The sequence below is a fragment of the Deltaproteobacteria bacterium GWC2_55_46 genome, assembly GCA_001595385.3.
Taxonomy (GTDB): Bacteria; Desulfobacterota; GWC2-55-46; order GWC2-55-46; family GWC2-55-46; genus UBA5799.
In genome coordinates this window covers 1,084,422-1,105,590 of the sequence record LVEI03000001.1, presented here as the reverse complement: position 1 = coordinate 1,105,590, position 21,169 = coordinate 1,084,422, and the positions used below count along the sequence as shown (strand labels likewise).

The 21,169-nt window shown below is 55.9% G+C and carries 19 protein-coding genes; all 19 read left to right on the top strand.

The features are described 5' to 3' along the window. The first annotated feature begins 10 nt into the window (after nucleotides 1–10). The 19 genes from A2V21_305175 to A2V21_305085 all read left to right on the top strand — a co-directional run bounded on the left by A2V21_305175 (nucleotide 11) and on the right by A2V21_305085 (nucleotide 21,159). Nucleotides 11–814: a sugar ABC transporter substrate-binding protein gene (locus tag A2V21_305175; GenBank protein OIJ73709.1), complete on the top strand. Its 804-nt coding sequence runs from the start codon at nucleotides 11–13 to the stop codon at nucleotides 812–814. 10 nt (nucleotides 815–824) lie between these two features. After that, the gene (locus A2V21_305170; protein OIJ73708.1) at nucleotides 825–2,360 is read left to right on the top strand and encodes a hypothetical protein; all 1,536 of its coding nucleotides are present in this window, start codon (nucleotides 825–827) and stop codon (nucleotides 2,358–2,360) included. Between the two features lie 31 nt (nucleotides 2,361–2,391). Beyond that, nucleotides 2,392–3,207, top strand: a complete 816-nt coding sequence (locus A2V21_305165; protein ID OIJ73707.1) for a polysaccharide biosynthesis protein — start codon at nucleotides 2,392–2,394, stop codon at nucleotides 3,205–3,207. Between the two features lie 19 nt (nucleotides 3,208–3,226). Then, nucleotides 3,227–4,390 (top strand): hypothetical protein, encoded by a 1,164-nt coding sequence (locus A2V21_305160; GenBank protein ID OIJ75060.1) that lies wholly within the window; start codon nucleotides 3,227–3,229, stop codon nucleotides 4,388–4,390. 9 nt (nucleotides 4,391–4,399) lie between these two features. After that, a complete protein-coding gene (locus tag A2V21_305155) occupies nucleotides 4,400–5,632 on the top strand; it encodes a hypothetical protein (GenBank protein OIJ73706.1) in 1,233 nt (410 codons plus the stop codon). 44 nt (nucleotides 5,633–5,676) lie between these two features. After that, a complete protein-coding gene (locus A2V21_305150; GenBank protein OIJ73705.1) occupies nucleotides 5,677–6,543 on the top strand; it encodes a polysaccharide deacetylase in 867 nt (288 codons plus the stop codon). Nucleotide 6,544: 1 nt separating this feature from the next. Beyond that, on the top strand, nucleotides 6,545–7,225 hold the full coding sequence (locus tag A2V21_305145) for a uridine kinase (GenBank protein ID OIJ73704.1): 681 nt from the start codon (nucleotides 6,545–6,547) through the stop codon (nucleotides 7,223–7,225). Next, nucleotides 7,222–9,399: a hypothetical protein gene (locus A2V21_305140; GenBank protein OIJ73703.1), complete on the top strand. Its 2,178-nt coding sequence runs from the start codon at nucleotides 7,222–7,224 to the stop codon at nucleotides 9,397–9,399. The genes A2V21_305145 and A2V21_305140 overlap by 4 nt, the downstream gene beginning before the upstream one ends. After that, on the top strand, nucleotides 9,396–10,526 hold the full coding sequence (locus A2V21_305135) for a hypothetical protein (GenBank protein OIJ73702.1): 1,131 nt from the start codon (nucleotides 9,396–9,398) through the stop codon (nucleotides 10,524–10,526). Before A2V21_305140 ends, A2V21_305135 begins: the two co-directional genes overlap by 4 nt. 1 nt (nucleotide 10,527) lies before the next feature. Beyond that, nucleotides 10,528–11,838, top strand: coding sequence for a hypothetical protein (locus A2V21_305130; protein ID OIJ73701.1), 1,311 nt, complete (start codon nucleotides 10,528–10,530; stop codon nucleotides 11,836–11,838). Continuing rightward, entirely contained in the window at nucleotides 11,835–12,341 is a 507-nt protein-coding gene (locus tag A2V21_305125; protein ID OIJ73700.1) for a hypothetical protein, read from the top strand. The genes A2V21_305130 and A2V21_305125 overlap by 4 nt, the downstream gene beginning before the upstream one ends. Then, on the top strand, nucleotides 12,338–13,420 hold the full coding sequence (locus A2V21_305120; GenBank protein OIJ73699.1) for a hypothetical protein: 1,083 nt from the start codon (nucleotides 12,338–12,340) through the stop codon (nucleotides 13,418–13,420). The genes A2V21_305125 and A2V21_305120 overlap by 4 nt, the downstream gene beginning before the upstream one ends. Nucleotides 13,421–13,533: 113 nt before the next feature. Then, nucleotides 13,534–14,331 (top strand): hypothetical protein, encoded by a 798-nt coding sequence (locus tag A2V21_305115; protein ID OIJ73698.1) that lies wholly within the window; start codon nucleotides 13,534–13,536, stop codon nucleotides 14,329–14,331. Continuing rightward, nucleotides 14,328–15,509: a hypothetical protein gene (locus A2V21_305110; GenBank protein ID OIJ73697.1), complete on the top strand. Its 1,182-nt coding sequence runs from the start codon at nucleotides 14,328–14,330 to the stop codon at nucleotides 15,507–15,509. Before A2V21_305115 ends, A2V21_305110 begins: the two co-directional genes overlap by 4 nt. Next, nucleotides 15,509–16,648, top strand: a complete 1,140-nt coding sequence (locus tag A2V21_305105; protein OIJ73696.1) for a hypothetical protein — start codon at nucleotides 15,509–15,511, stop codon at nucleotides 16,646–16,648. The genes A2V21_305110 and A2V21_305105 overlap by 1 nt, the downstream gene beginning before the upstream one ends. Continuing rightward, nucleotides 16,645–17,781, top strand: coding sequence for a hypothetical protein (locus A2V21_305100; protein ID OIJ73695.1), 1,137 nt, complete (start codon nucleotides 16,645–16,647; stop codon nucleotides 17,779–17,781). Before A2V21_305105 ends, A2V21_305100 begins: the two co-directional genes overlap by 4 nt. Continuing rightward, the gene (locus tag A2V21_305095; GenBank protein OIJ73694.1) at nucleotides 17,778–19,016 is read left to right on the top strand and encodes a hypothetical protein; all 1,239 of its coding nucleotides are present in this window, start codon (nucleotides 17,778–17,780) and stop codon (nucleotides 19,014–19,016) included. The genes A2V21_305100 and A2V21_305095 overlap by 4 nt, the downstream gene beginning before the upstream one ends. Further along, the gene (locus tag A2V21_305090) at nucleotides 19,013–20,131 is read left to right on the top strand and encodes a hypothetical protein (protein ID OIJ73693.1); all 1,119 of its coding nucleotides are present in this window, start codon (nucleotides 19,013–19,015) and stop codon (nucleotides 20,129–20,131) included. Before A2V21_305095 ends, A2V21_305090 begins: the two co-directional genes overlap by 4 nt. Next, entirely contained in the window at nucleotides 20,128–21,159 is a 1,032-nt protein-coding gene (locus A2V21_305085) for a hypothetical protein (GenBank protein OIJ73692.1), read from the top strand. Before A2V21_305090 ends, A2V21_305085 begins: the two co-directional genes overlap by 4 nt. Nucleotides 21,160–21,169 lie beyond the last annotated feature (10 nt).

The window sequence follows — 21,169 nt, the reverse complement described above, 5'->3', positions numbered from 1 at the left end:
GACGGAGACCTTGAAGAAGACCCTATTGCTCGCAATACTTCTTGTTTTGGCATCCGGCCAGGCCAGGGCCGGAGACTACGTCATAGGCGACGGGGACACACTCGTCATATCTGTCTGGGGCGTCAAGGAGCTCAGCACCCCTGTAAGGGTGAGGCCTGACGGAAAGATCACGATCCCGGCCATCGGGGACGTCGTAGCGACCGGCTATACCCCGGCAGGGCTCCAGGAGGTCCTGACCGAGCGGCTCAAGTCGATAGTCAAGAACCCGACCGTGAACGTCATAGTGGAGGGCATAAACAACAGCAAGGTCTATGTCTTCGGGGGAGGAGTAAAGTCCGGGGTCGTGGACCTTAACAAAAGGACGACGCTCCTTCAGCTGCTCTGCCAGATAAGCGAGACGAAGGGCGCGGACCTGAAGCGCGCTTACGTCCAGAGGGATGGCAAAAAGGTCAAGGAGGACTTCTACGACCTTTTCATAACAGGCAAGACCTCGGATGACATCGTCATCGAGCCCAATGACGTGATATTCATGCCAGTGCTCCTTGAAAGGAGCGTCTATGTCGTTGGCGCGGTGAATACCCCCAAGTTCATCGAGTACAGGGAGGGTCTCACCGTCATGGAGGCCGTACTCGAGGCCGGAGGCTTCACCAAGTTCGCGAACCAGAACGGGGTCACCGTCTTCAGGAAGAACGGCGACAACAAGAGGTCGTCGATACCGGTGAGAGCGGAAGACCTCACGAAAAAGGGAGACTTAAGCCAGAACCTGGCCTTGAGCCCCGGCGATTATGTCGTGGTAAGGGAAGGGCTTTTTTAGGAGGGGTTTGATGGAGCGCGACAGCGGTCTTGATATCAGGAAATACGCCCAGCTCGTCATAAGGAACAGGTACCTGTTCCTTGCGGTTGTGCTCGTCATCTCGGCCGGCTCGGTCGTGTTGAGCTACGCCCTGCCGAAGGCGTACGAGGCCAAGAGCACTGTCTTCATAGAGAAGAACGTGATAAACGAGCTGATAAAGGACATAGCGGTAACCCCTTCCATGCAGGACAGGCTCCGCGTCCTTTCATACGCCATCTCCAGCAGGAACATCCTTACGAAGGTGGTCAACACCCTCGGGGTGGACGTGAAGGACGACCGCCAGGTTGAAAGCCTTGTCAAGGACCTGCAGAACAGGACCATGGTGAATATGAAGGACATGGACCTCTTTGTGGTCTCTTTCAAGGACGCTGACCCGAAGTTCGCCTCGGACTACGTCAATACGCTCGTGCGTATGTACATCGAGGAAAATATCTCATCCAAGAGGGAAGAGGCCTACGGCGCGAACAGGTTCCTGTCCGAGCAGATAAGCTTTTTCAAGGCAAAGCTGGACGAGGTAGAGGGAGAGGTCATCAAGTTCCGGAAGGAGAAGGGCGTCTTCGTGGCGGTGAACGAGACCGCCGTGGTCTCTGACATAAAAGGGGTGCAGGACGGGCTTGACGCGATAAAGATCCAGAAAAGGGAGCTCGAGGCGAGGCGGGAGGTCATAAAAAAGCAGCTCGGCCAGGAGAAGCCGTACACTGTGGCGCTTATGAGCAGGGATTCGCTGCAGGAGCGATTGATCTCGCTTCAGAAGAGGCTCCGCGAGCTGATGATGACCTACACCAAGGATTATCCCGAGGTTATGAGGACCCAGGTCGAGATGGAGTCGTTCAAGGAGATGCTCAAGAACAGGAAAGAGGGAGAGCCATATGACAGCGGGGCCGCTGACACCGAGCTTTCCACGATAAACCCCGTCTATCACCAGCTCAAGGACGAGTACAACAAGACCGAACGGGAATTGGCGGCCGTAGCGGCGAAAGAAGAGCACATGAGAAGGCTGGTGGGCTCCAAGGAGAGCTATCTGAGGAACATACCCGCCGAGAAGACGAAGCTTTCAGAGCTCGAGATGGAAAGGAACACTTACAGGAGCATCTACGAGGACCTTGTCGCCAAGCTCGGGCAATCTGAGGTGTCAAAGCAGATGGAGGTCCAGGATAAGACCGCGACCTTCAGGATAGTCGACCCGGCCATGGTATCGGCCAGGCCGGTGAGCCCCAACCGCGTGCAGATAATCCTGCTGGGGCTTCTCTTGGGGATAGCGGGAGGGGTTGGCGCCGTTATCGCGCTCGATTATCTAAGCGCCTCCGCAAAGAGGCCAGACGACTTGAGCCAGTTCAATGTCCCGGTGCTGGCGGTAATACCCGTCATAAGGAACCCGGCGGATGCCGTCGTGAGGAAAAGAAGGGACATGCTGGCTTTTTCCATAGCCGGGGCATACGCCGTCGTCCTCATCGCGATACTTGTCTTCGAGGCGACGGATCTGGGCGCGTACATAGGAAAGCTTTGATAGCAGGAAAATAGGCAGACGGAGCTGGAAAATGAGCAGGATCGACCAAGCGATAGAGAAGGCGGCCAGACTGAGGGAGCAGAGGTCTCCTGAAAAGGCCCATAAGGAGCCGCCTGCAGGCAGGCCGGTTGCCGAGACGCCTTCGACCCCGGCGAGGGTGGTTGACGTGAGCTGCGTAAGCCCTTTTATAGTGGCCCTCAACGACCAGGGCTCCGCCGTGGCCGAGGAGTACAGGAAGCTCAAATCGATCATCGTCGGCCTCACCACCGGAGCAGAAGAGTTCCGGAACACCATACTGGTCACGAGCTCGATAGGTTCCGAGGGCAAGAGCATAACGTCGCTTAACCTCGCCGTCACTCTGTCGCGCGATTACGACTTTACGGTCCTTTTGATAGACACCGATCTCAGGAGGCCCTCGCTCAACAAATACCTGAACCTGGAGGGCGAGCCTGGGATAACGGACTGCCTGCTGGACGGCCTTGACCTATCCAAAGCGCTCATAAGGACCAACCTGGGAAAGCTCTCGTTCCTGCCGGCAGGCCGGAAGATAGACAACCCGGCTGAGCTCCTTTCGTCACAGAAGATGAAGGACTTCATCGCCGGAGTTAAACAGAGGTATCCCGACAGGTACGTAATCATAGACGCCCCGCCGATACTGCCCTTTGCCGAATCCCTGTCCCTCAGCGCGTCTGTCGATGGCGTCCTGTTTGTGGTGAGGGAGAGGGCGGCATCGGTAAAGCACGTCGGAGAGGCTCTTAACCTCCTGAGGGGCTCGAACCTGCTCGGCATAGTCTACAACGGGGCTGAAACAGAGATGAGCCAGCACTATTCATATTACAATTATTGAGGCGCGCGGGCGAATGAATATGTCAGACTACGAAAAATTCTTCGGCCTTTCGGCCAAACCATTCGAGTTGGTGCCGAACCCGGAGTTCCTGTATATGAGCAAGACCCACAGGAAGGCCACGATGTATCTCGAGTACGGCATAAACGAGAGGGCGGGGTTCATACTGTTGAGCGGGGAAGTGGGCGCGGGGAAGACCACGCTCATACGCAACCTGATCAATGGACTCGGCAAGGACGTCGTCGTCTCCAAGGTCTTCAGCACAAGGGTCGACTCCGAGCAGCTCTTAAGGCTTATAAACACGGATTTCGGCCTTAAGGCATCCGGCAACGACAAGACCGTGCTCATGAAGGAGCTCTACGACTTTCTTATCGAGATGTACGCGAAGCGCTGCTCCCCGGTGCTCATAATCGACGAGGCGCAGAACCTCTCGATGGACCTCCTCGAGGAGGTGCGCATGCTTTCCAACCTCGAGACCGACAGCTCCAAGCTCCTGCAGATAATACTCGTGGGACAGCCTGAGCTCAAGGCCATGCTTGCAAGGCCGGAACTTCGCCAGTTGAGGCAGCGCATCAATATAAGCTGCCATCTGTATAACCTCCTCCGGAATGAGACCGAGGAGTACATATTCCACAGGCTCCAGGTCGCCGGCAACAGGAACGCGGTCTCGTTCACCACGGAAGCGCTCGACATAATACACCGGTACAGCAATGGGATACCAAGGCTCATCAATATTATATGCGACTTCCTGATGCTCACCGCGTACATGGAGAAGGCCAGGGCAATAGACGCCCGGACGGCCATAGACATAGTAAGGGAACTCGATTTCGAGAACCAGTACTGGGCGAGCGAAAAGGCCGGTGACAAAGACGGCGGATGTAGAGTCGAAGCCGCGCCGAAGGCTCAGCCAGAGCAGGTCATCTCGATGATCAATGAGGTCAGCGAAAGGGTGGATCTCATCGAGAAAAGGCCGGCGGGCATCGATGTCTTCTCGGCAAGGGAGCTAGGCAGAAGGCTGGACCTTGTTGAAAGGCTTGTCTCCGAGCATTTCGAGAAGAACCACTCCGTCCCGGAAAAAGAAGACGAGAGGCCTGAGCCTTATGACACCGTTATAAAGTACACCAACAAAATATCCGCGGAGGAGAAGCCTTTGAAAAAGGGCATCTTCAGGCGGATACTCGGATGAACGGCGCAGATGAAGATCGTATCGGGATACATACTCATTGCTGTTGTCGCGCTCTTACTGCCTGCCGCAGCCGAAGCGTCTGAAAAGGCCATCCAGCCCGCAATAACGGCGAGCGTTGAATACAACGACAATATATTCGCCTCCAGGTCGGACAGGGAAGAGGATTTCATCACAAGGATACTCCCCGGCTTCAACGCCAGGTATGAGGCGTCAAGGATGAGCCTCAGCGCGTCCTATTTCTTCGACTGGATAAATTTCGCCAGGCACAGCGACAAGAGCCTGGAGTCCCACAAGGCCGCTCTTAAGCTCAATGCCGAGTTGCTTCGTAATGTGTTCTTTCTGAAGGTCACCGACGATTACGCAAGGGTCTCGAAGGACATATCGAGGGAAAGGCTGCAGGAGAGCATCATCCTGAACCAGACCGACGCCAATGTTTTCGCGGTCGAGCCGTATATCGTCCTGAGGCCGTCATCCTCGACATCCCTCAGGGCAGGCTACAGGCACTCGGATTACTGGTACAAGGACGAGGAGAGCGTGGATAAGAAAGAGAACTCCGTGTTCATCGCCTCTACTTTCGACCTGTCGCAAAAGACGTCCGGAGGCCTCAGGGCCGAGTACGGCAGGCAGTTAAACCGTATTTCCGATTTTGACAGGGTCGAGGCCTGGGCGGACCTCAAGTATGAGTACGCGGCCGGAGCGTCACTGGCAGCCTCAGCCGGTTACAGCAAGCTCACCTTCGATGACGGCAGCGATATCGACAGCCCGGTCTGGGACCTGGCCGTAAGGCATGAGCTCGGTTATTTCGAAGCGGCGTTCACATCGTCAGGCAGGATAGCCGAAGACCCGCGTTCCGTCCCGAAATTCCAATATGGCTACATGGCGACCCTCGTGAAGAAGGCCGGGGCAAGGACCGTACTTACGCTCGGTCACAATTTCAGCGATTACGTCAACACCGCCACGGACAAGCGCGATACGAGAAGGTACGGTTTTACGGCTGGACTTAAGCACGACTTCACTTCCAGGCTCGCTTATTCCGCGAGCGTGGGCAGGGAGAAGTATATTTTTTATCCTCAGAGCGCTACGACCTTCAGGACGATAGTGAGCCAGGCGCTTGAGTACTCTCTCGGAGAGGATGCCTCCGTAAATCTGACGTACAACTTCATCGATTACGAATCAGCTGCAGTAGACTCCGACAACCACGAGACCCACAGGGTAGCGGTAGGGGTCGCTAAGACTTTTTGAGAAAGGCATGCCCCCGGGGTGGGGGCTCAGGAAAGGCCTGGCACATGCGCAACGCACTTACAATAGACGTGGAGGATTACTATCACGTTACCGCCTTTGAGAAGTACATAAAGAAGGGGGAATGGGACAGCCTGCCCTCCAGGGTGGTCGACAATACCCTGAGGGTGCTGGACATGGCTGACGAGCATTCGGTAAAGGCGACCTTCTTTGTGCTCGGCTGGGTGGCTGAGCGGGCTCCTCAGCTGGTGAGGAGGATCCAGGAAAGGGGTCACGAGATCGCCTGCCATGGCTACGGTCACGGTCTTGTATACAGGCTTGGGGCGGAAGGCTTCAGGGCTGACGTGAAACGCGCGAAGTCCATACTCGAGGACGCTTCCGGCCAGGCGGTCACCGGCTACAGGGCCCCGAGCTACTCGATCACCGGAAACTCTCTGTGGGCCATCGATATTTTAATAGAGGAAGGGTTCTCGTACGATTCCAGCATATTCCCGATAACGCATGACGTGTACGGCATACCAGGCGCTGAAAGGTTTCCTTACGTCATTAAAAGGCCGACAGGCTCAATACTCGAGTTCCCGCTTTCAACGAGGGAGTTCAGCATCTGGGGGCGCGCGTTCAGGCTCCCGGTGGCGGGCGGCGGGTATTTGAGGCTATTTCCGCTTTGGGTGATCAAAAAAGCCATAGCTCACATAAACGAATCGGAGAAGCAGCCTGCAGTCTTATATTTTCATCCGTGGGAGATGGACCCGGGACAGCCGCGGATAGATGCAGGCCTTCTGTCAAGCTTCAGGCATTACACCAATATCGACAAGACCATGGAAAAAACAGCGAGCCTGCTCTCCGCGTTCAGGTTCGCTCCGATGCGCAGCGTGCTCAGCGGACTTGGCCTGGGCAACAGCGCACTGAACTGATATGGACAGAGTGCTCATTGGCATATGCGGCGGGTCCGGTTCAGGCAAGAGCACCCTCTCCCGCGCGCTTGCCAAAAAAATCGGCTGCAATGACGCTGCCATACTCCAGCAGGATTCTTATTATAAGGACCTCAGCCGCCTTTCAACGGAGCAAAGGGAGCGGGTGAACTTTGATCATCCTTCAGCCATCGACTGGGACCTTCTTGCGGTACATCTCGGCAGATTGCGCCAGGGCGCCGAGGCAGAAGTCCCTTCCTATGATTTCAGCACGCATTCGAGACTGCCGGGCAGCAAGGCGATAAAGGGCGCTCAGGTCGTTATCGTCGAGGGGCACCTGATACTCAGCCAGGCCGGGATAAGACAGATGCTGGACCTGAGATTATTTCTTGATGCCAGCCTTGATTTGATGTTGCTGAGACGCCTTGAAAGAGACGTGGCCGAAAGGGGAAGGAGTGTCGAGTCGGTTGCGAGCCAGTACTCTCTTTCAGTGCGCCCCATGTACCTTGAGTTCGTCCATCCCAGCAGAAAATGGGCGGATCTCGTGATAAACGCCGATTCCGGGCCTGATGAGATCCTTGAGCAGGCCGTTAAAGGGGCGGCCTCATTTTTAAGCCTTGAGGGCGCGCGGCCATCGGTTGCAAGCGCGGCGCGAAGGGACCACGGTACGATGGGCCTGAAATGAAGCAAAAGATATCTTCACGCTCTGCGGCGCTCCTCGTTGCCTTGCTTTTTGAGCTTGCCGGAAGCTGCTCTCTGTCCGCACAGGAAAGAGGGCTTAAAGGGGTTGGCGGGCTTGAGGCAGAACCCCCGGCAAGTCTTGAAGGGGCGAATATGCTCAAGAACCCCGGATTCGAAGAAGGACCGACTGGCTGGAATATCGGCAAATGTTTCTCGATAGACGGCGCTGTTGCGCGTTCAGGAAAGGCAAGCCTCAGGTTCGATCCTTCCGCGAAATGCGGTTCAACGCGCCAGTCCGGCTTAAAGCGCGGCGCCATCGCGTATACGGTCAGGGGATGGATAAAGACTGACCGGGTCGATCAGAAAGGAATACCCCGGATTTCGGTCTTCGACAGCACGCATGGAGCTTTCGTTGAGGCGGGTGTTTCAGGCAGCGGCGGAACAAACGATTGGCAAAGGTTCGAGGTGAAAGGCAACGTCTCCTCCGGCCACATTGACGATATCATCGAGTACAGGCTTCATACGGCGGGGGTAACAGAGGGTACGGTGTGGTTTGACGACCTCGAGCTTGTCCCAAACTCGGAGTTGTTGAAGGTCTTTATAAGATATCCGAACTTCAGGGGCTTTCTCTGGGATGACGGAGAACAGGTGATAAGGGGGGATGTCGAGGTCTCCCTGCCCTCCTGCCTGACCTGTTCGTTGAATGATTTAGAGGCGGAGATAACGATAAAAGATGCCGCCGATCTCAATGTGCTGGGGAAAATGGTCTTGACCGGTCTCGGTAGCTCGAATGAGTTCAGATGGGATGCCGGCAAGGTCTCTACGGGTTCCGAGGTCATTCTGAGCGCAAGGTTGAAGCGCGTTGGCGACGGCTCGACATTAGCCGAGTACCCGGCGTACAGGGTAGTAAAGAAGCCAGCCTCCTTCAGGGCTGGCCTGAATAACTGGATAGACGGGGGCAACACTCTTGTGCACGCTGGTAAACCGCGGTTTGTCTGGGGCGTCTATGACAGGATGAGCGGGGTCAGGTGCTCGGGGTGTCTTGGCACGAGAGCGGCCTATTATGAAACGATACGCGGCTTCGATGGTCTATCGACCCTCGACAACTACGCGGATACAAGATCAAATACGGTAATTTACTTCAGCCCCTTTTCCGCCGCGAACCCTGGCCTGCCTGATAAGGCCAAAGATCAGATAAACCCGTGGGCGGAGGCGCTTCGCTCAAGGGGCGCGATGCATTTGCAGATCGTAAACAACTATCATGACTCCAGCAAGTACCGTCCTTACTGGGCGGCACGGATGACCGATGACGAGGTCTGGAGGGCGATAGGTACAAAGATAACCGACGACGGGCTCATGGGCTACTATGCGGCAGACGAGCCGGACCTCTTTGGACACCCATCGGTATCCGAGGTCTTCAGGCAATACCAGTCGCTGAAGGATGCGAACAAGGGGAGTATCACCCTTCAGGTTTTCTCGAAACCCGCCCCCATATACGCGTGGCGCGATACAGGGGATGTATTCTCGGTCGACATATATCCATTGGGTTCCGGACCCCTTATAGACGATCATCTGGCCGGTGATATTACCGGGCCTTACTTCGCAAGGGCGGATTTCTGGACGGAAGAGGCGGTAAAGGCGGTCAAAGAGAGCAGGCCTGTCTGGGCGGTACTGCAGCTCTGGACTCAGGGAGGCAGGTTCCCGGTCTATGAGGATATGAAGAAGATGGCGTGGAAGTCGATAATCTCTGGAGCCAGGGGTCTCCTATGGTGGGGGTTCGTCAGCGCCTCAGGCATGGAGTCGAGGTGGTACGGCCCGTATCGCGGCAATTGCCCCCAACCATGCGACCCGAAGGCCTACGATGATTTCAAGCGGATCTCAACCGAGGTGATGGCCCTCGAAGAAGTGATATTGTCCCGGAGTGAAGTTTTCATCTCCGCAAGCGACAGCAGTATCAAATTGACGGCCAGGGAGGGCGGGGACGGCTTTGTTTACGTCTTCGCGACCAACACCACTGAGCGGTCAGTACCCGGGGTGCGGTTCAAGGCCGGTGAAAAGCGGTTCGGCACCGTTGAGGTCTATTCAGAGTCGAGGTCTATAGCGGCATCAGAGCAGGGCTGGTCCGATGACTTCGGCCCGTACGACGTGCACGTATACAGGGCAGGAGCGCTCCATTGAAAAAGGAAAAAATACTGATACTTTTCGGAGCCGATTCCTCTCTCGAGTGGGGAAGGTCGTATCAATGGGCCAAGGCCTTCAACAAACTCGGGCACGATGTCTTCTATGTAGACCTGCCAGAGCCGATCACGAATATCTTCAGGAAGGCCGGGCAGGGCAGAGGCGCAGAGTTTAGCGTATTTACGCCGAAATACGCCCTTCCCGCAGGCAGGGTGCAGCTCCTTAAGCCCATTAACAAACATGTCATACTCTCGCAGATAAGAGGGGCGCTCCTGGATGCCGGGTTCAGGCCGACTATCATCTGGGCCTATTCGCCGTATGAGCCTTTGATATTGAAGGAGCTTATTGACGAGTACAAGCCGTGGAGCGTCGTCTATGATTGCGGAGATGAGCGGGTGGCTATGGCCGAACAGGCGCATGGCAAGGAGGCCGCAATGCGCGTAAAGCTACTGGAGGAAGAGGTCGCTTCCTACTGTGACGCGGTATTCGCCGAGACGGAAACGCTGCAGGCCAAGAAAGCCTGCTTGAACGAAAGGGTCTTCTCTTTAGAGAACGGCATAGACACGGAGATGTTCTCTCCGGAGGCGGCCCTTCCAATCCCTGCCGAGTACAAGACCATTAAGGGCAGGATCATGCTCTACACAGGCACACTGGCGTCCTGGGTGGACCTCGACCTTATGAAGAAATGCGCTGAAAGCTATCCTGATGACTCTATTGTGGTAGTAGGCCCCTCGGCGGTGGACGACTCCCAGCTTAAAGGCATCGGGAACATCCATCTGCTTGGCCCGAGGCCTTACCGCGAAATGCCTGCTTATATCAAGTACGCCAGTCTCTGTCTTATACCTTTCAGGCCGGCAAAGAGCCTTTTTTCCACGCTCAAGGCGCTCCAGTACGCGGCAATGGGCAAGCCTGTGCTATCGACACATTACGATGGGATACAGGACTACGGCGGCCTTTTAACGGTCGCCATGGACAAAGACGAATTCTTAAGAAAAGCGGGCGAACTCGCTTCAGCAGAGGTTCAGCAGGGGCCGCCTGAGAGGCAAAAAATCCTTGATGCCTATTCGTGGCAGACCCTGGCCTCAAGGGGGATCGAGATCCTGCGTTCGACCGCGGCAGGCGCCTGACATGAACGAAGCCACAAAGACAGCCGCTGCCGCGTTCTTCGGCAGCTTGTCGAAGGTCTTGAGCAGCCGTACTGGAAAGACTTCGATCATGGTGCTTACGGGCAGCCTCGTAAGCGCTCTCTGCGGCTTCATAGTCAATATCGCCTTCGCAAAGCAGCTGGGGCCGGCCAATTTCGGCCTCCTTTCGGCGACACTGGTCTTTATGAATATATGCATACAGATAACTGATTTCGGCACGGGAAAGTCGATAGTCAGGCTTTCTTCCGGCAACCATGACCTCGGCATTTCCAAAAAAGAGGTCTACTCGACATCGCTGCTCTTCAGGCTGGCTGCGTCAGTTGCTATAGCGCTGATAGTCTATCTTTCAGCTGACTCGGTTGGCACAGGGCTCCTTAAGAACCCGGAGCTTGCGCCCTACATACGGATAGCTTGCGCCGGCATACTCATCGGCGGCATCGGTCAGACATTCCTGTCCATACTGCAGGAACAGGAGATGTTCGCGTCCTATTCGGCTGACAAGGTCCTGACGGCTGTCCTTAAAATCGTCCTGGTCGCATCCATCGCCTGGTTTTTCGGACTCACCGTAATATACGCGTTATGGATAACGGTAGCTTCGATCGCGGCAGGGGCTATCTTCGCGTACATCATCATGCCGGGCGGCAACTTCCTCTGGAGCGCGGTCAGCACAGGGGCTTTCACAAAGATCTTCTCCTATACTCGCTGGGTGGCCATCGTCCAGGTCTCAAGCATTCTTACCATGAACCTGCCGATACTCATCCTTTCAAGGTACTCGGTCCCGGACCAGGTAGGATTGTATTCAGCCGCGCTTAACATAGCGCTCGGCTTCGGCCTTGTCGCGGAATCGCTGGCAGTAGTCCTTCTTCCCAGATATTCGAAGGAGAGCTCGTTATCTGAGTTAAGGCTTCTCAATAAAAAGGTGACCAGGCTGCTCGCCATTTTTGCGGTGCCAGCCGCCGCCATAATATTGAATGCCGACGCGATAATGGGAATTCTTTACGGCGGGGATTACTCGAAAGCCGGGGTCATCCTCCAGGTAGCCGTACTGGCAGCGCTTATAAACCTGTCCTTTATTTCGTACTCGACCCTCCTCTACAGGGTGAAGAGGGCATATTACGTCTCTATTGACGCCGTCCTGCGTCTTTTGATGACGATCGCCCTGGGGGTCGTGCTCGTCGATATGTATGACGCTCTGGGCATAGCGGTCGCCGTGCTTATTACGCGGGCGGCGGCTGCGATCTATACCTTTTTTGTGATCAGGTACAGCTTCCGAAACGAGCAGGTGACAGGATGATAGAAAAACTGAGAAGGCTGTTTGGCGGCGGCCGGAAGGTCAGCTTTGCCTTGCGGGGCGCAAATGTGAGGATAATGGACGGCTTTTATTTCTCGAACCCTGAGGCCGTCGCATTGGGCGACAACGTGTACATAGGCAGAAATTTTTACATGAGCGGGAAGGGCAAGCTTACGATAGGCAGCAACGTAATAATATCGGACAGGTGCTCTATAATGACATCCCAGCACGACTATAAGGACGCCGACGCGCTCCCTTACGGCACTGGCTATGTCCACTCACCTGTTACCATACGCGATAATGTCTGGATCGGGATGAACGCATCCATACTTCCGGGGGTCGAAATAGGCGAGGGGGCGGTCATAGGCTTCGGAGCGGTGGTAAGAAAAGACATCCCGCCCATGAGCATCGCGATAGGCAATCCGGCTGTCATAGTCTCGAAAAGAGACGAGGCGAAGTACAGAGAGCTGCTTGCGGCCAAGCGCTTTCTGCTTGAGATGAGATGAAAAAAAAGAACAGGATACTGCTGTGCGGCTATTACGGCCGCGGCAACTCCGGGGACGACGCGCTCGCAAGCGTTTGCATCGAGAGACTATGGAGCGCTTTCAAGCCTGAAAGCATATCGGTCCTGAGCGGGACCCCGGTCTGGTGCAACAGGAATCCCGGGGTCTTCTACCCTGACCTTACCGTCCGGTTTGCCAGGACGAGAGCGATGCTCTCGTCAAACATCATAGTATATGGCGGCGGCGGGGTACTGCAGGACCATCGCGGGCTTGCCGACCTCAAAGAGAAGCACCGTAACATTGCCGCGGCAAAGGCCCTCGGCAAAAAGGTCCTTTTCCTTGGAATAAGCGTCGGGCCTCTAAGTTCCCCGCAGGGCCAGAGGCTCGCGGCAAGGGTGCTGAACATGGCCGACTATATATCGGTAAGGGACGATGACTCCTTCAGGCTGGTCACTGAAAGGCTAAGGGTCACGGCTCCGGTCGACGGCCATTTCGATCTTGCCGTCCTGATGGACAGGTCTGTGGCAGGAAAAGAGGAAAAAGGGAATGTGCTCGGTGTATCACTGGTCCCGGCAAAGGACGCCTTTGGGCTTAGCGGTGAGATCTCGTATCTCGAAAACCTCGCCGGGGTGTTAAGGAGGGTCATCGATGAGTACGGATTCGAGATCAGATTTTTTGTATTCAATAAAATGGCCGGGGACGAAGAGCTTGCCAAGAGAATGTGCGCTCTTATAGGAGACCAGTCCAGGCTTAGGATCATCGACTACGACATGAACCCAGTGCGCGTATTTGAACAGGTGAAGGCCTGCTCGCACTTCATGGGCATGCGGCTTCATTCTGGGATATTCGCTTTCATGGCCTCCATTCCCTTTATTATGGTCAATTATCATCCGAAATGCGAAGGGTTCGCCGAAAAAATCAAGCTTAGCCGCGACGCGCTGATAGATATACAAGATCCCAAAGACCTGGAGAGAGGTTTGCTGGGCCTTGCAAGAGGGACAATCGCCCCTTCCGGTTATTCTCTTGATGAGGCGCGCCGTGAGGCCGAGAGATCATTTGACAGGGCGTTGAGCTTTGTATAACGGTGGGATTTGCGGGATTCCCGATGATTTTATGATCGGGAATCTCTTCAGGAAATATGGAGTTGCGTCGATAAGCAAAGTGCCATCAGGAAAACGGAGATAAGGGATTCCAGGTGTTCGGTTCCGAGAAAAAATATTACGAAAAAAAACGGATAAAGAGGCTCGCGTACGCGCTATTGGGTGAGGTCCACGTGCCGGGGAGGCTCCGCGCCTGGCACGTGATGAGAAAGGTAGCCAGGCTCGATCCAGGCCGCGGGCCAGTGAAATTTTTCGACGCCGGGTGCGGCAGGGGAGACCTCGTCGTCCATTTCTCGAAAAAACATCCGGATTGGAAGGTGAGCGGCATAGAGTACGACAGGGAGAGGTACGAAACGGCCCTGGAGATGAAAAAGAGGCTCGGCCTTGCAAACCTCACGCTCAGGCATGGAGACCTCCTGCAGTCGTCACCTCTTGAGGATGGCGCGGACATCATGACCTGCTGTGATGTGCTTGAGCATATAGAGAACGACGAAAAGGCGATCAAGGGCCTCTATATGGGGTTGAACCCGGGGGGGTCACTTATCCTGACCTTCCCGTCCATACCGCAGAGAAAGCATCTAAAGCTGGTGGAATGGAGGGAGCGGCGGATAGGCTTTAAGAACTCGGACTACGGACATGTGAGGGACGGGTATTCGATAGAGGGGATAAGCGAGAAACTCAGGGCCGCCGGCTTTACCGACATCAGTTGCGAATATACGTACGGTTTCTGGGGTACGTTGAGCTTCGACCTCTTTTTTGTCCTCGGCGACAACAGGCCTCACCCTGCCGTTTTCCTCCTGGCATTCCCGTTCCTCATGGCCGCGGCCGGGCTCGACCTGCTCTTTCCGATAAAAAAAGGGTCCGGGCTGCTGGTGGTAGCTAAAAAGCCATGAAGAGCATGAAACTTATAAAAAACGCCGGCGCCCCTGACGCCAGGATGCGCGGCGCCATCGAGCATTGCGCTGACAGGCTCATCCGCGCTGGTATAGGCCTTTCGGGCGTGGTGCTTACCGGGAGCTTCGCGAGGGGAGAAGGGACGCTTGTTGAGGAAAACGGCAAGCTCAAGGTGCTGAGCGATGTCGAGTTCCTGGCGGTAGTCGAGGACGGCAAAGGCCTCTCCGGTATTTCGGCCAGGCTTAAACAGGAGGAGGCCGCGCTCGGAGATGAGCTTAAGGAGATGGGCGTTGACTGCAAAATCGACGTCACGCCGGCCCTCAGGCGATACTTCAGAAACGCGAGGCCGAGCATATTCGCTTATGAGCTTAAGGCGCACGGGCAGGTGCTCCGGGGCGAAAGCCGGGTACTTGACGATATGCCATCTTTCAGCCGTTCGGATATCCCGAGGATGGATGCCTTCTATCTCCTGAACAACAGGATTATGGAGCAGCTTGAGAATTATTGCTCTCTCAGTTCCGGGAACCACGGCGCTGCTGAAAAAGCGGCTTACGGCATAGCTAAATTCTATCTCGACCTGGCCACTTCCATACTGACCTTCGAGGGCGCGTATGTGCCGACTTACAGGGCCAGGGCAGGGGCGTTAAAAACGCTCAGGCCCGCGGGGCTGATGGAAACGGAAGAGTACGCGGGGCTTTTGAGGAAGGTCGACCACTGGACAAGCGTGAAGTTAAGCCCTACCCGGAGCGTATTCACACAGGAGGCTGAGCGAGCGCTCTCCGACTGGAAGGAGCTGGCGGGTTATGTGCATGAGGTGTGGCGATGGGAACTTTCGGCCATCCTCGCGATGAACGGGGAGACGGCCTTGCTCGCCAGACGTTTCGCGGCAGAGTGCGCAAGTAGTGAGGCGGCGGTCCAGTGGCTCAAGCTTGCGTACAGGGCCATCCGTATTCGCAAGCTCCGGGGGCTTGCGGGAGCGAGGTTCTCGCTGCGCCATCCAAGGCACCTGCTCTACATGAACGCGGCCCTGCGATATTTTAAGCTTTCGGGAGCGGCCGAAGGGGACGGGATGAGCTCAAGTATCGCGAGTACGATGCCTTTGAAGACGCGCGCTCTTGGCAGTGAATCCATACCAGAGCTGGTCAGCTTCTGGACAGATTATTTCAGGAACTGCTGATGAATGAAAAAATCACGATAGCCGTGCTCGTAGACGCACTCGGATGGGAGTTCGTCTCAGAAGGGAGCTTTCTTGACGGCCTCACCCCTTTCAGGACGCCTCTGAGGACGGTCCTCGGCTATAGCTCCGGGGCGATCCCCTCGATACTCACCGGCCGGCAGGTGGACGAACATGGCATGTGGAACCTTCTTTATTATTCCCCGGCCAGCTCGCCGTTCCGATGGACCAGGGCGCTTGCGCCTTTGCCGGAGCGCCTGAGAGAGAGCAGGTACACCAGATACCTTGTTAAAAGGATTTCGAGAAAAATAAGCGGGTATACGGGGTATTTCTCATGCTACGGGACCCCTGTAGAGTATCTCAGGTATTACGATATCTGCGAAAAGAAGGATATTTACGGACCGGCAGGCATCGAGGGGTCTCCGACGATATTCGACGAGCTCAGCGCTCGGCGCGTTTCGCATTCCGTCTATTCATACCACGGGTATACAGACGAAGAGATCTTCAAGGCCGCCAAGAGCGATATCGAAAGCGGAAGATCATCCTTCTATTTCCTTTATCTTTCAGAACTTGACGCCTTTCTCCATAACAACCGGCATCTGGAGAGCGGGATACGGGAAAGGCTCGACTGGTATGAGACAAGGATAAGAGAGGTCTTCAGGTCAGCCCTGGACAGAGGGCCTGCCGACCTGCACGTCTTCTCAGACCACGGCATGGCCCTTGTGACAGGCTCTTACGACCTCATCTCCGAGGTCGGAAAGCTGGGGTTCGCGCATTCCAGGGATTATCTTGCGATATATGATTCCACGATGGCCAGGTTCTGGTTTTTTAACGACAGGTGCAGGGATGCGTTCCGCCTTCTCCTTTCGTCCATGACCGAAGGAAAGCTGCTTGGTGACGAGGACCTCCGGGCCGAGAGGATCAAGTTCGACGACAACAGGTATGGAGAGATGATCTTCCTCATGAACCCCGGCACGGTCATCTCTCCAAGCTATATGGGCGGCAAGCCAATGAAAGGGATGCATGGCTTCCATCCGTCACATAAGTCTTCGACCGCCATGTACATGTCCAGCAAGACCCCTGTGAAAAGGCCGCATTCGATAACCGATATTAAAAACGTTCTGCTTGAGGGTCTGTCTTGAGCGGGAAGACAAAGATACTTTATTTTCTCAATACCACGACCAGGGCAGGGGTGGAAGAGCATCTCCTTTCTCTTTTGAGGGGGCTGGACAGAAGCTCTTTTACGGCGGTGCTTGTCTGCCCCGGCCAGCTTCTTGACCAGTTCGGGGCGGATATCCCGGGAGACGTGAGGGTGTACGGGCTCTGCCTTGCGGACTGGAAGAACCTTGCCGCCATAAGGGAGTTCATCGCGATATTGCGGCAGGAGAGGCCTGATATCGTCCATTCGCATATGTTCAGCTCAAGCATGTTCGGCTCCACCCTGGCCAAGGCAAGTATACGGGCGGCGACGGTTGAAACGTGCCACGGGCCGGAACGGTGGAGGACGAGCTGGATAAAAAGGAGCTATGTCGCGGACACGTTCTTCTCAAAATTCGTGGATAGGTTCATAGCGGTCTCGGCGGCGGCCGGGGAGCATCTTGCAGGCGCCAAACGAGTGGCCCCGGATAAGATAACCGTCATAAGGAACGGAAGGGAGCTTCCGTCCTACCAGTCCCCGGCCGGAGCGGAGTTCAGGCTGCCGGATGCCGGTGGCAGGTTGAGGATCGGGGTCATAGGAAGGCTCGACGCGCAGAAAGGGCACAAATACCTGATCGAGGCCGCGCCTGCGATAATGGCCGGGACAGACGCGGTCATACTGCTTGCCGGGGACGGGGCGCTCAAGGCAGAGCTTGAGTCGCAGGCAAAGGCCCTCGGTGTCGCCGACAGGGTAGTCTTTCTCGGCTACCAAAAACAGATACCATCCATTCTCAGGCAGCTTGACGTAGTCGTCCTCCCTTCACTTTATGAAGGGCTTCCGCTCGTTGCCATAGAGGCCTCGGCCGCCGGAGTGCCGATAGTCGCAACCGCGGTCGACGGCACAAAAGAGGTGGTCCTCCACGAAAAGACCGGTCTCCTTGTGCCTCCCGCTGACCCCGGCGCGCTGGCTGCGGCGGTATTGAGGCTCTGCGGAGACGGAGCCCTCAGGACGAGGCTCGCAGGAGCGGCGCGGGAGAGGGCTGAGAAGGAGTTCTCGATCGACAAGCAGATGAACGAGACGGAGGCGGTCTATTCCGGCCTTTGCGCGAGGAGCGAAAAAAAGGTGAGCGGCCTATGATCTTCTATTATCTTACGCTCATACTCATGCCTTTTAATAACCACCCCCTGCTCTCGTATAACTACGGCGGCCTGACACCGATAAAGGTGGTCGGAGGTCTCGCTTTCATCTATGCCCTTCTTGAGTTCTTCTCCAGGAAAAAGGGTGGGCGGTTCATCGATCCCAGGCAGAGCCGGCTCTTCTTCCTCCTGACATTCATATTCGTGCTATCACATTTCACGGCCGACTACGGGAATTCCACCTCGATACTGAGGTTCTCGTCCATATGGCTCTTCTTTATAACCACCATGGTCTTGCTCAACAGCCGCGAAAGATTTTTCTACGCGATACTGAGCGTGATCCTCTGCATGGACCTGGCCTCGGCCTATATGTTCAGGGAGTTCTCGCTTTACGGGGGGCTGTACTCAAACTTCAGGCCGGGCGGGATATTCGGAGACTCGAATTACTTCGCGATATCGGCCGTGGCCGCGATACCTGTCGCGTATTTCCTCTACAGGCAGTCGCAGAAGGGCTTTCTGCAGATATTCTACCTGGGCAGCCTGTTGCTTATGACTTCCGCCGTCGCCCTGTCGCAGTCAAGAGGGGGGCTGATCGGTTTTTCGGCGATGCTTCTGGTAGTCCTGTTCTACCGGAGGTTCCATATGAGGACCATCGCGCTTGTAGGTATCGTGATCGCGGCTGCCATAATACTGGCCCCGAACGATGTCTTTCACCGCTTCAGCAGCGAAGAGTCTGGCGTAAAAGTATCCACAGAGGCAAGGCTGGCGCTCATGGAGTCCGGAATGAAGATGACTTCCAATAACCTCTTCCTGGGCGTTGGCCCCGGTAATTTCAAGGCGATGTCCACGTATTATTCCGAGCGCGTTAAGGCGGCTCAAATAGCTCATAATTCCTATCTGGAACTTGCCGCTGAGCTCGGGGTCTTCGGGCTTGCGATATTTTCGATCATGGCCTGGACCGCATGGAGGGAGGCGGGGGCGCGGCGGATGGATACCCGGCAGGATGCCTATCTTAACGCGGCATTCACCGGGATAAAGGCAGGGCTCGCGGGATTTCTTGTCGCGGCCATCTTCCTTTCGGCCGAGTACGAGAAGATGTACTGGTTTTTAGTCTTTGCCGTGGCCGCTTCACGCAATTTCGTGCGGCCCGCCGGGCGCGTTGCCGTCGCCGCGGATCCGGTCGCCCCGGCGATAGCGCACGCTGACGCCAGATATGGTGGAGGGTCGAGGAGATGAGCTGGACAGAGCTCGCGTCCCTGGCCGCCGTATTATTGGTGGTCTATCCATATGTGGTCTACCCGCTTATGCTCGCGCTCGTTCCCGGCGGAAGGCCGCTGCGCGGCAAGGCGGAGCCGCGGGTAAGCGTACTGCTTTCCGCATACAACGAAGAGGGCGTGATAGACGAGAAGATAAGGAATTTTTTTTCGCTCGAATACCACGGCCAACGTGAGCTTGTCATCATGTCCGACGGGTCTACTGACAGGACCTTTGAGATAGCCGCAAAATATTCGGGGCCGCAGGTAAAGGTCATGCGGCAGGCGAGAGCTGGAAAGACCGCGGCGCTCAACAGGATGGCAAAAGAGGCAACTGGAGAGCTCCTGGTCTTCACCGACGCCAATACCATCTTCTCAAAGGACGCCCTTATTAAGCTCGCCGAGCCTTTTTCAGACCCCGCTGTGGGCGTGGTCACCGGCAGCACGGTCCCATTGGGACATGGAAACGGAGAAGGGGCCTTCTACAGGTTCGAGAGATTTTTAAAGGCAAAAGAGAGCGCGCTCGGCATCATAGCCGGCGCTGACGGCGCGATCTACGCGATGAGAAAAGAGCTTTACACACCACTTGACTCGCGGGACATAAACGACCTTTATCACCCGATAGCCGCGTCCCTTGCCGGTTATCGCTCGTGTTTTATCGATGGCGCATTCGGCTACGAGAGCGGGGATAATTCCATGGCCGCGGAGTATGCAAGGCAGAAGAGGATGGCAGGGCAGGCAGCAGCCCTTCTTTTCAGGCAGGTCCCGAAGCTCGCGTCCAAAGGCAGGTTCGTCAATATCTGGGTGCTTCTTTCGCATAAGGTCTCAAGATGGTTTCATCTGCCAGCCCTGCTCACGCTGCTGGCGCTGGCCCTTGCATCTTCGGGCCTCAATATTCTAGCCTTCCCGGTGCTGGCCTACCTGGGTCTTGCCGCAGCCGGGGCTGCGGCGTCTGTGGCGAAAACGAGGTTGCCGGTCTTAAGCCTCGCCTGGGCCTTTTTTGTAGTGCACGCGGCTTATTTTCATGGACTCCTGGGATGCTTCAGGTCTGAGAGGTACGTGGTATGGAACCCGAGAGGAGGGATGGCGGGCAAATGATCGACTTGAAGATAAACAGCGCCTCCAGGGCAGAATGGGACAGCTACGTGCTGGCCCATCCGGATTCGACCTTCGCCCATCTGTATGGCTGGAAAGAGGTTATCCGGAGGTCGTATGGACATGAGCCGTTTTATCTGGAGGCATGGGACCAAGGCAGGCTTTCCGGCGTGCTCCCGCTTGTTCAGATCAAAAGCAGGCTCTTCGGCAGGCAGATGGCGTCGATGCCGTATCTCGATACGGGCGGCTGCCTTGCTGATTCTATCGAGGCGACCAGAGAGCTTGTGAACGCAGCCAGAGAGCTGGCGTTGCGGCTGAGGTCCGAAGTGGTCTTGAGGAGCACGGACCCGTCTGACATCGGATGGCAGACAAGCACCGGTAAGGTCACGATGCACATGGGGCTAAACCCCGACCCAAAGGCCCTGTTGAAAAGCATCCCTTCTGAACGCCGGAACAGGATAAGGAAATCCGAGAACAACGGGCTCAACGTGGGCTTCATCGCGCCCGGAGAGATCGAAAGATTCTATGCCGTTTTCTCGCAAAACATGAAGGACCTCGGCTCGCCGGTTCACTCGAAAAGGTTTTTTACCGAGATACTGAGCGCATTTGGGGAAAACGCGGGCCTCATCGCTGTAAACGACAGCGACGGGCGGACCGTGGGCGCTGGGCTGTACTTCAGGCACAGGGGCGTCCTGTCGCTGCCATGGGTATCGTGCCTGCGGAGCGCCTTTAAGCTTAATCCGAATATCAGCCTGTACTGGAAATTGATAGCATGGGGATGCGAAACAGGCGCGGAGGTCTTTGATTTCGGCAGATCTACCCCGGGGTCAGGCACTTTCGAGTTCAAGCGCCAGTGGGGGGCGGCGCCGGTCCAGCTTTACTGGAGGCGTTTCAACCCGAACGGAAAGATCACCGGAGAGCTGGATTCAGATTCGGCCAAAGGCAGGCTCATGGCATCCGCCTGGAAGAAGCTGCCCCTATGCGTGGCGAATACCATCGGGCCGGCCCTCAGGAAATCGATCTCGCTCTGAGCTGAAGGAT

Coding starts and splice junctions, on each gene's coding strand:
- A2V21_305105 (OIJ73696.1), top strand. CDS start 15,509: ATGAATGAAAAAATCACGATAGCCGTGCTCGTAGACGCACTCGGATGG.
- A2V21_305085 (OIJ73692.1), top strand. CDS start 20,128: ATGATCGACTTGAAGATAAACAGCGCCTCCAGGGCAGAATGGGACAGC.
- A2V21_305125 (OIJ73700.1), top strand. CDS start 11,835: ATGATAGAAAAACTGAGAAGGCTGTTTGGCGGCGGCCGGAAGGTCAGC.
- A2V21_305165 (OIJ73707.1), top strand. CDS start 2,392: ATGAGCAGGATCGACCAAGCGATAGAGAAGGCGGCCAGACTGAGGGAG.
- A2V21_305140 (OIJ73703.1), top strand. CDS start 7,222: ATGAAGCAAAAGATATCTTCACGCTCTGCGGCGCTCCTCGTTGCCTTG.
- A2V21_305090 (OIJ73693.1), top strand. CDS start 19,013: ATGAGCTGGACAGAGCTCGCGTCCCTGGCCGCCGTATTATTGGTGGTC.
- A2V21_305150 (OIJ73705.1), top strand. CDS start 5,677: ATGCGCAACGCACTTACAATAGACGTGGAGGATTACTATCACGTTACC.
- A2V21_305170 (OIJ73708.1), top strand. CDS start 825: ATGGAGCGCGACAGCGGTCTTGATATCAGGAAATACGCCCAGCTCGTC.
- A2V21_305095 (OIJ73694.1), top strand. CDS start 17,778: ATGATCTTCTATTATCTTACGCTCATACTCATGCCTTTTAATAACCAC.
- A2V21_305160 (OIJ75060.1), top strand. CDS start 3,227: ATGTCAGACTACGAAAAATTCTTCGGCCTTTCGGCCAAACCATTCGAG.
- A2V21_305110 (OIJ73697.1), top strand. CDS start 14,328: ATGAAGAGCATGAAACTTATAAAAAACGCCGGCGCCCCTGACGCCAGG.
- A2V21_305155 (OIJ73706.1), top strand. CDS start 4,400: ATGAAGATCGTATCGGGATACATACTCATTGCTGTTGTCGCGCTCTTA.
- A2V21_305120 (OIJ73699.1), top strand. CDS start 12,338: ATGAAAAAAAAGAACAGGATACTGCTGTGCGGCTATTACGGCCGCGGC.
- A2V21_305145 (OIJ73704.1), top strand. CDS start 6,545: ATGGACAGAGTGCTCATTGGCATATGCGGCGGGTCCGGTTCAGGCAAG.
- A2V21_305130 (OIJ73701.1), top strand. CDS start 10,528: ATGAACGAAGCCACAAAGACAGCCGCTGCCGCGTTCTTCGGCAGCTTG.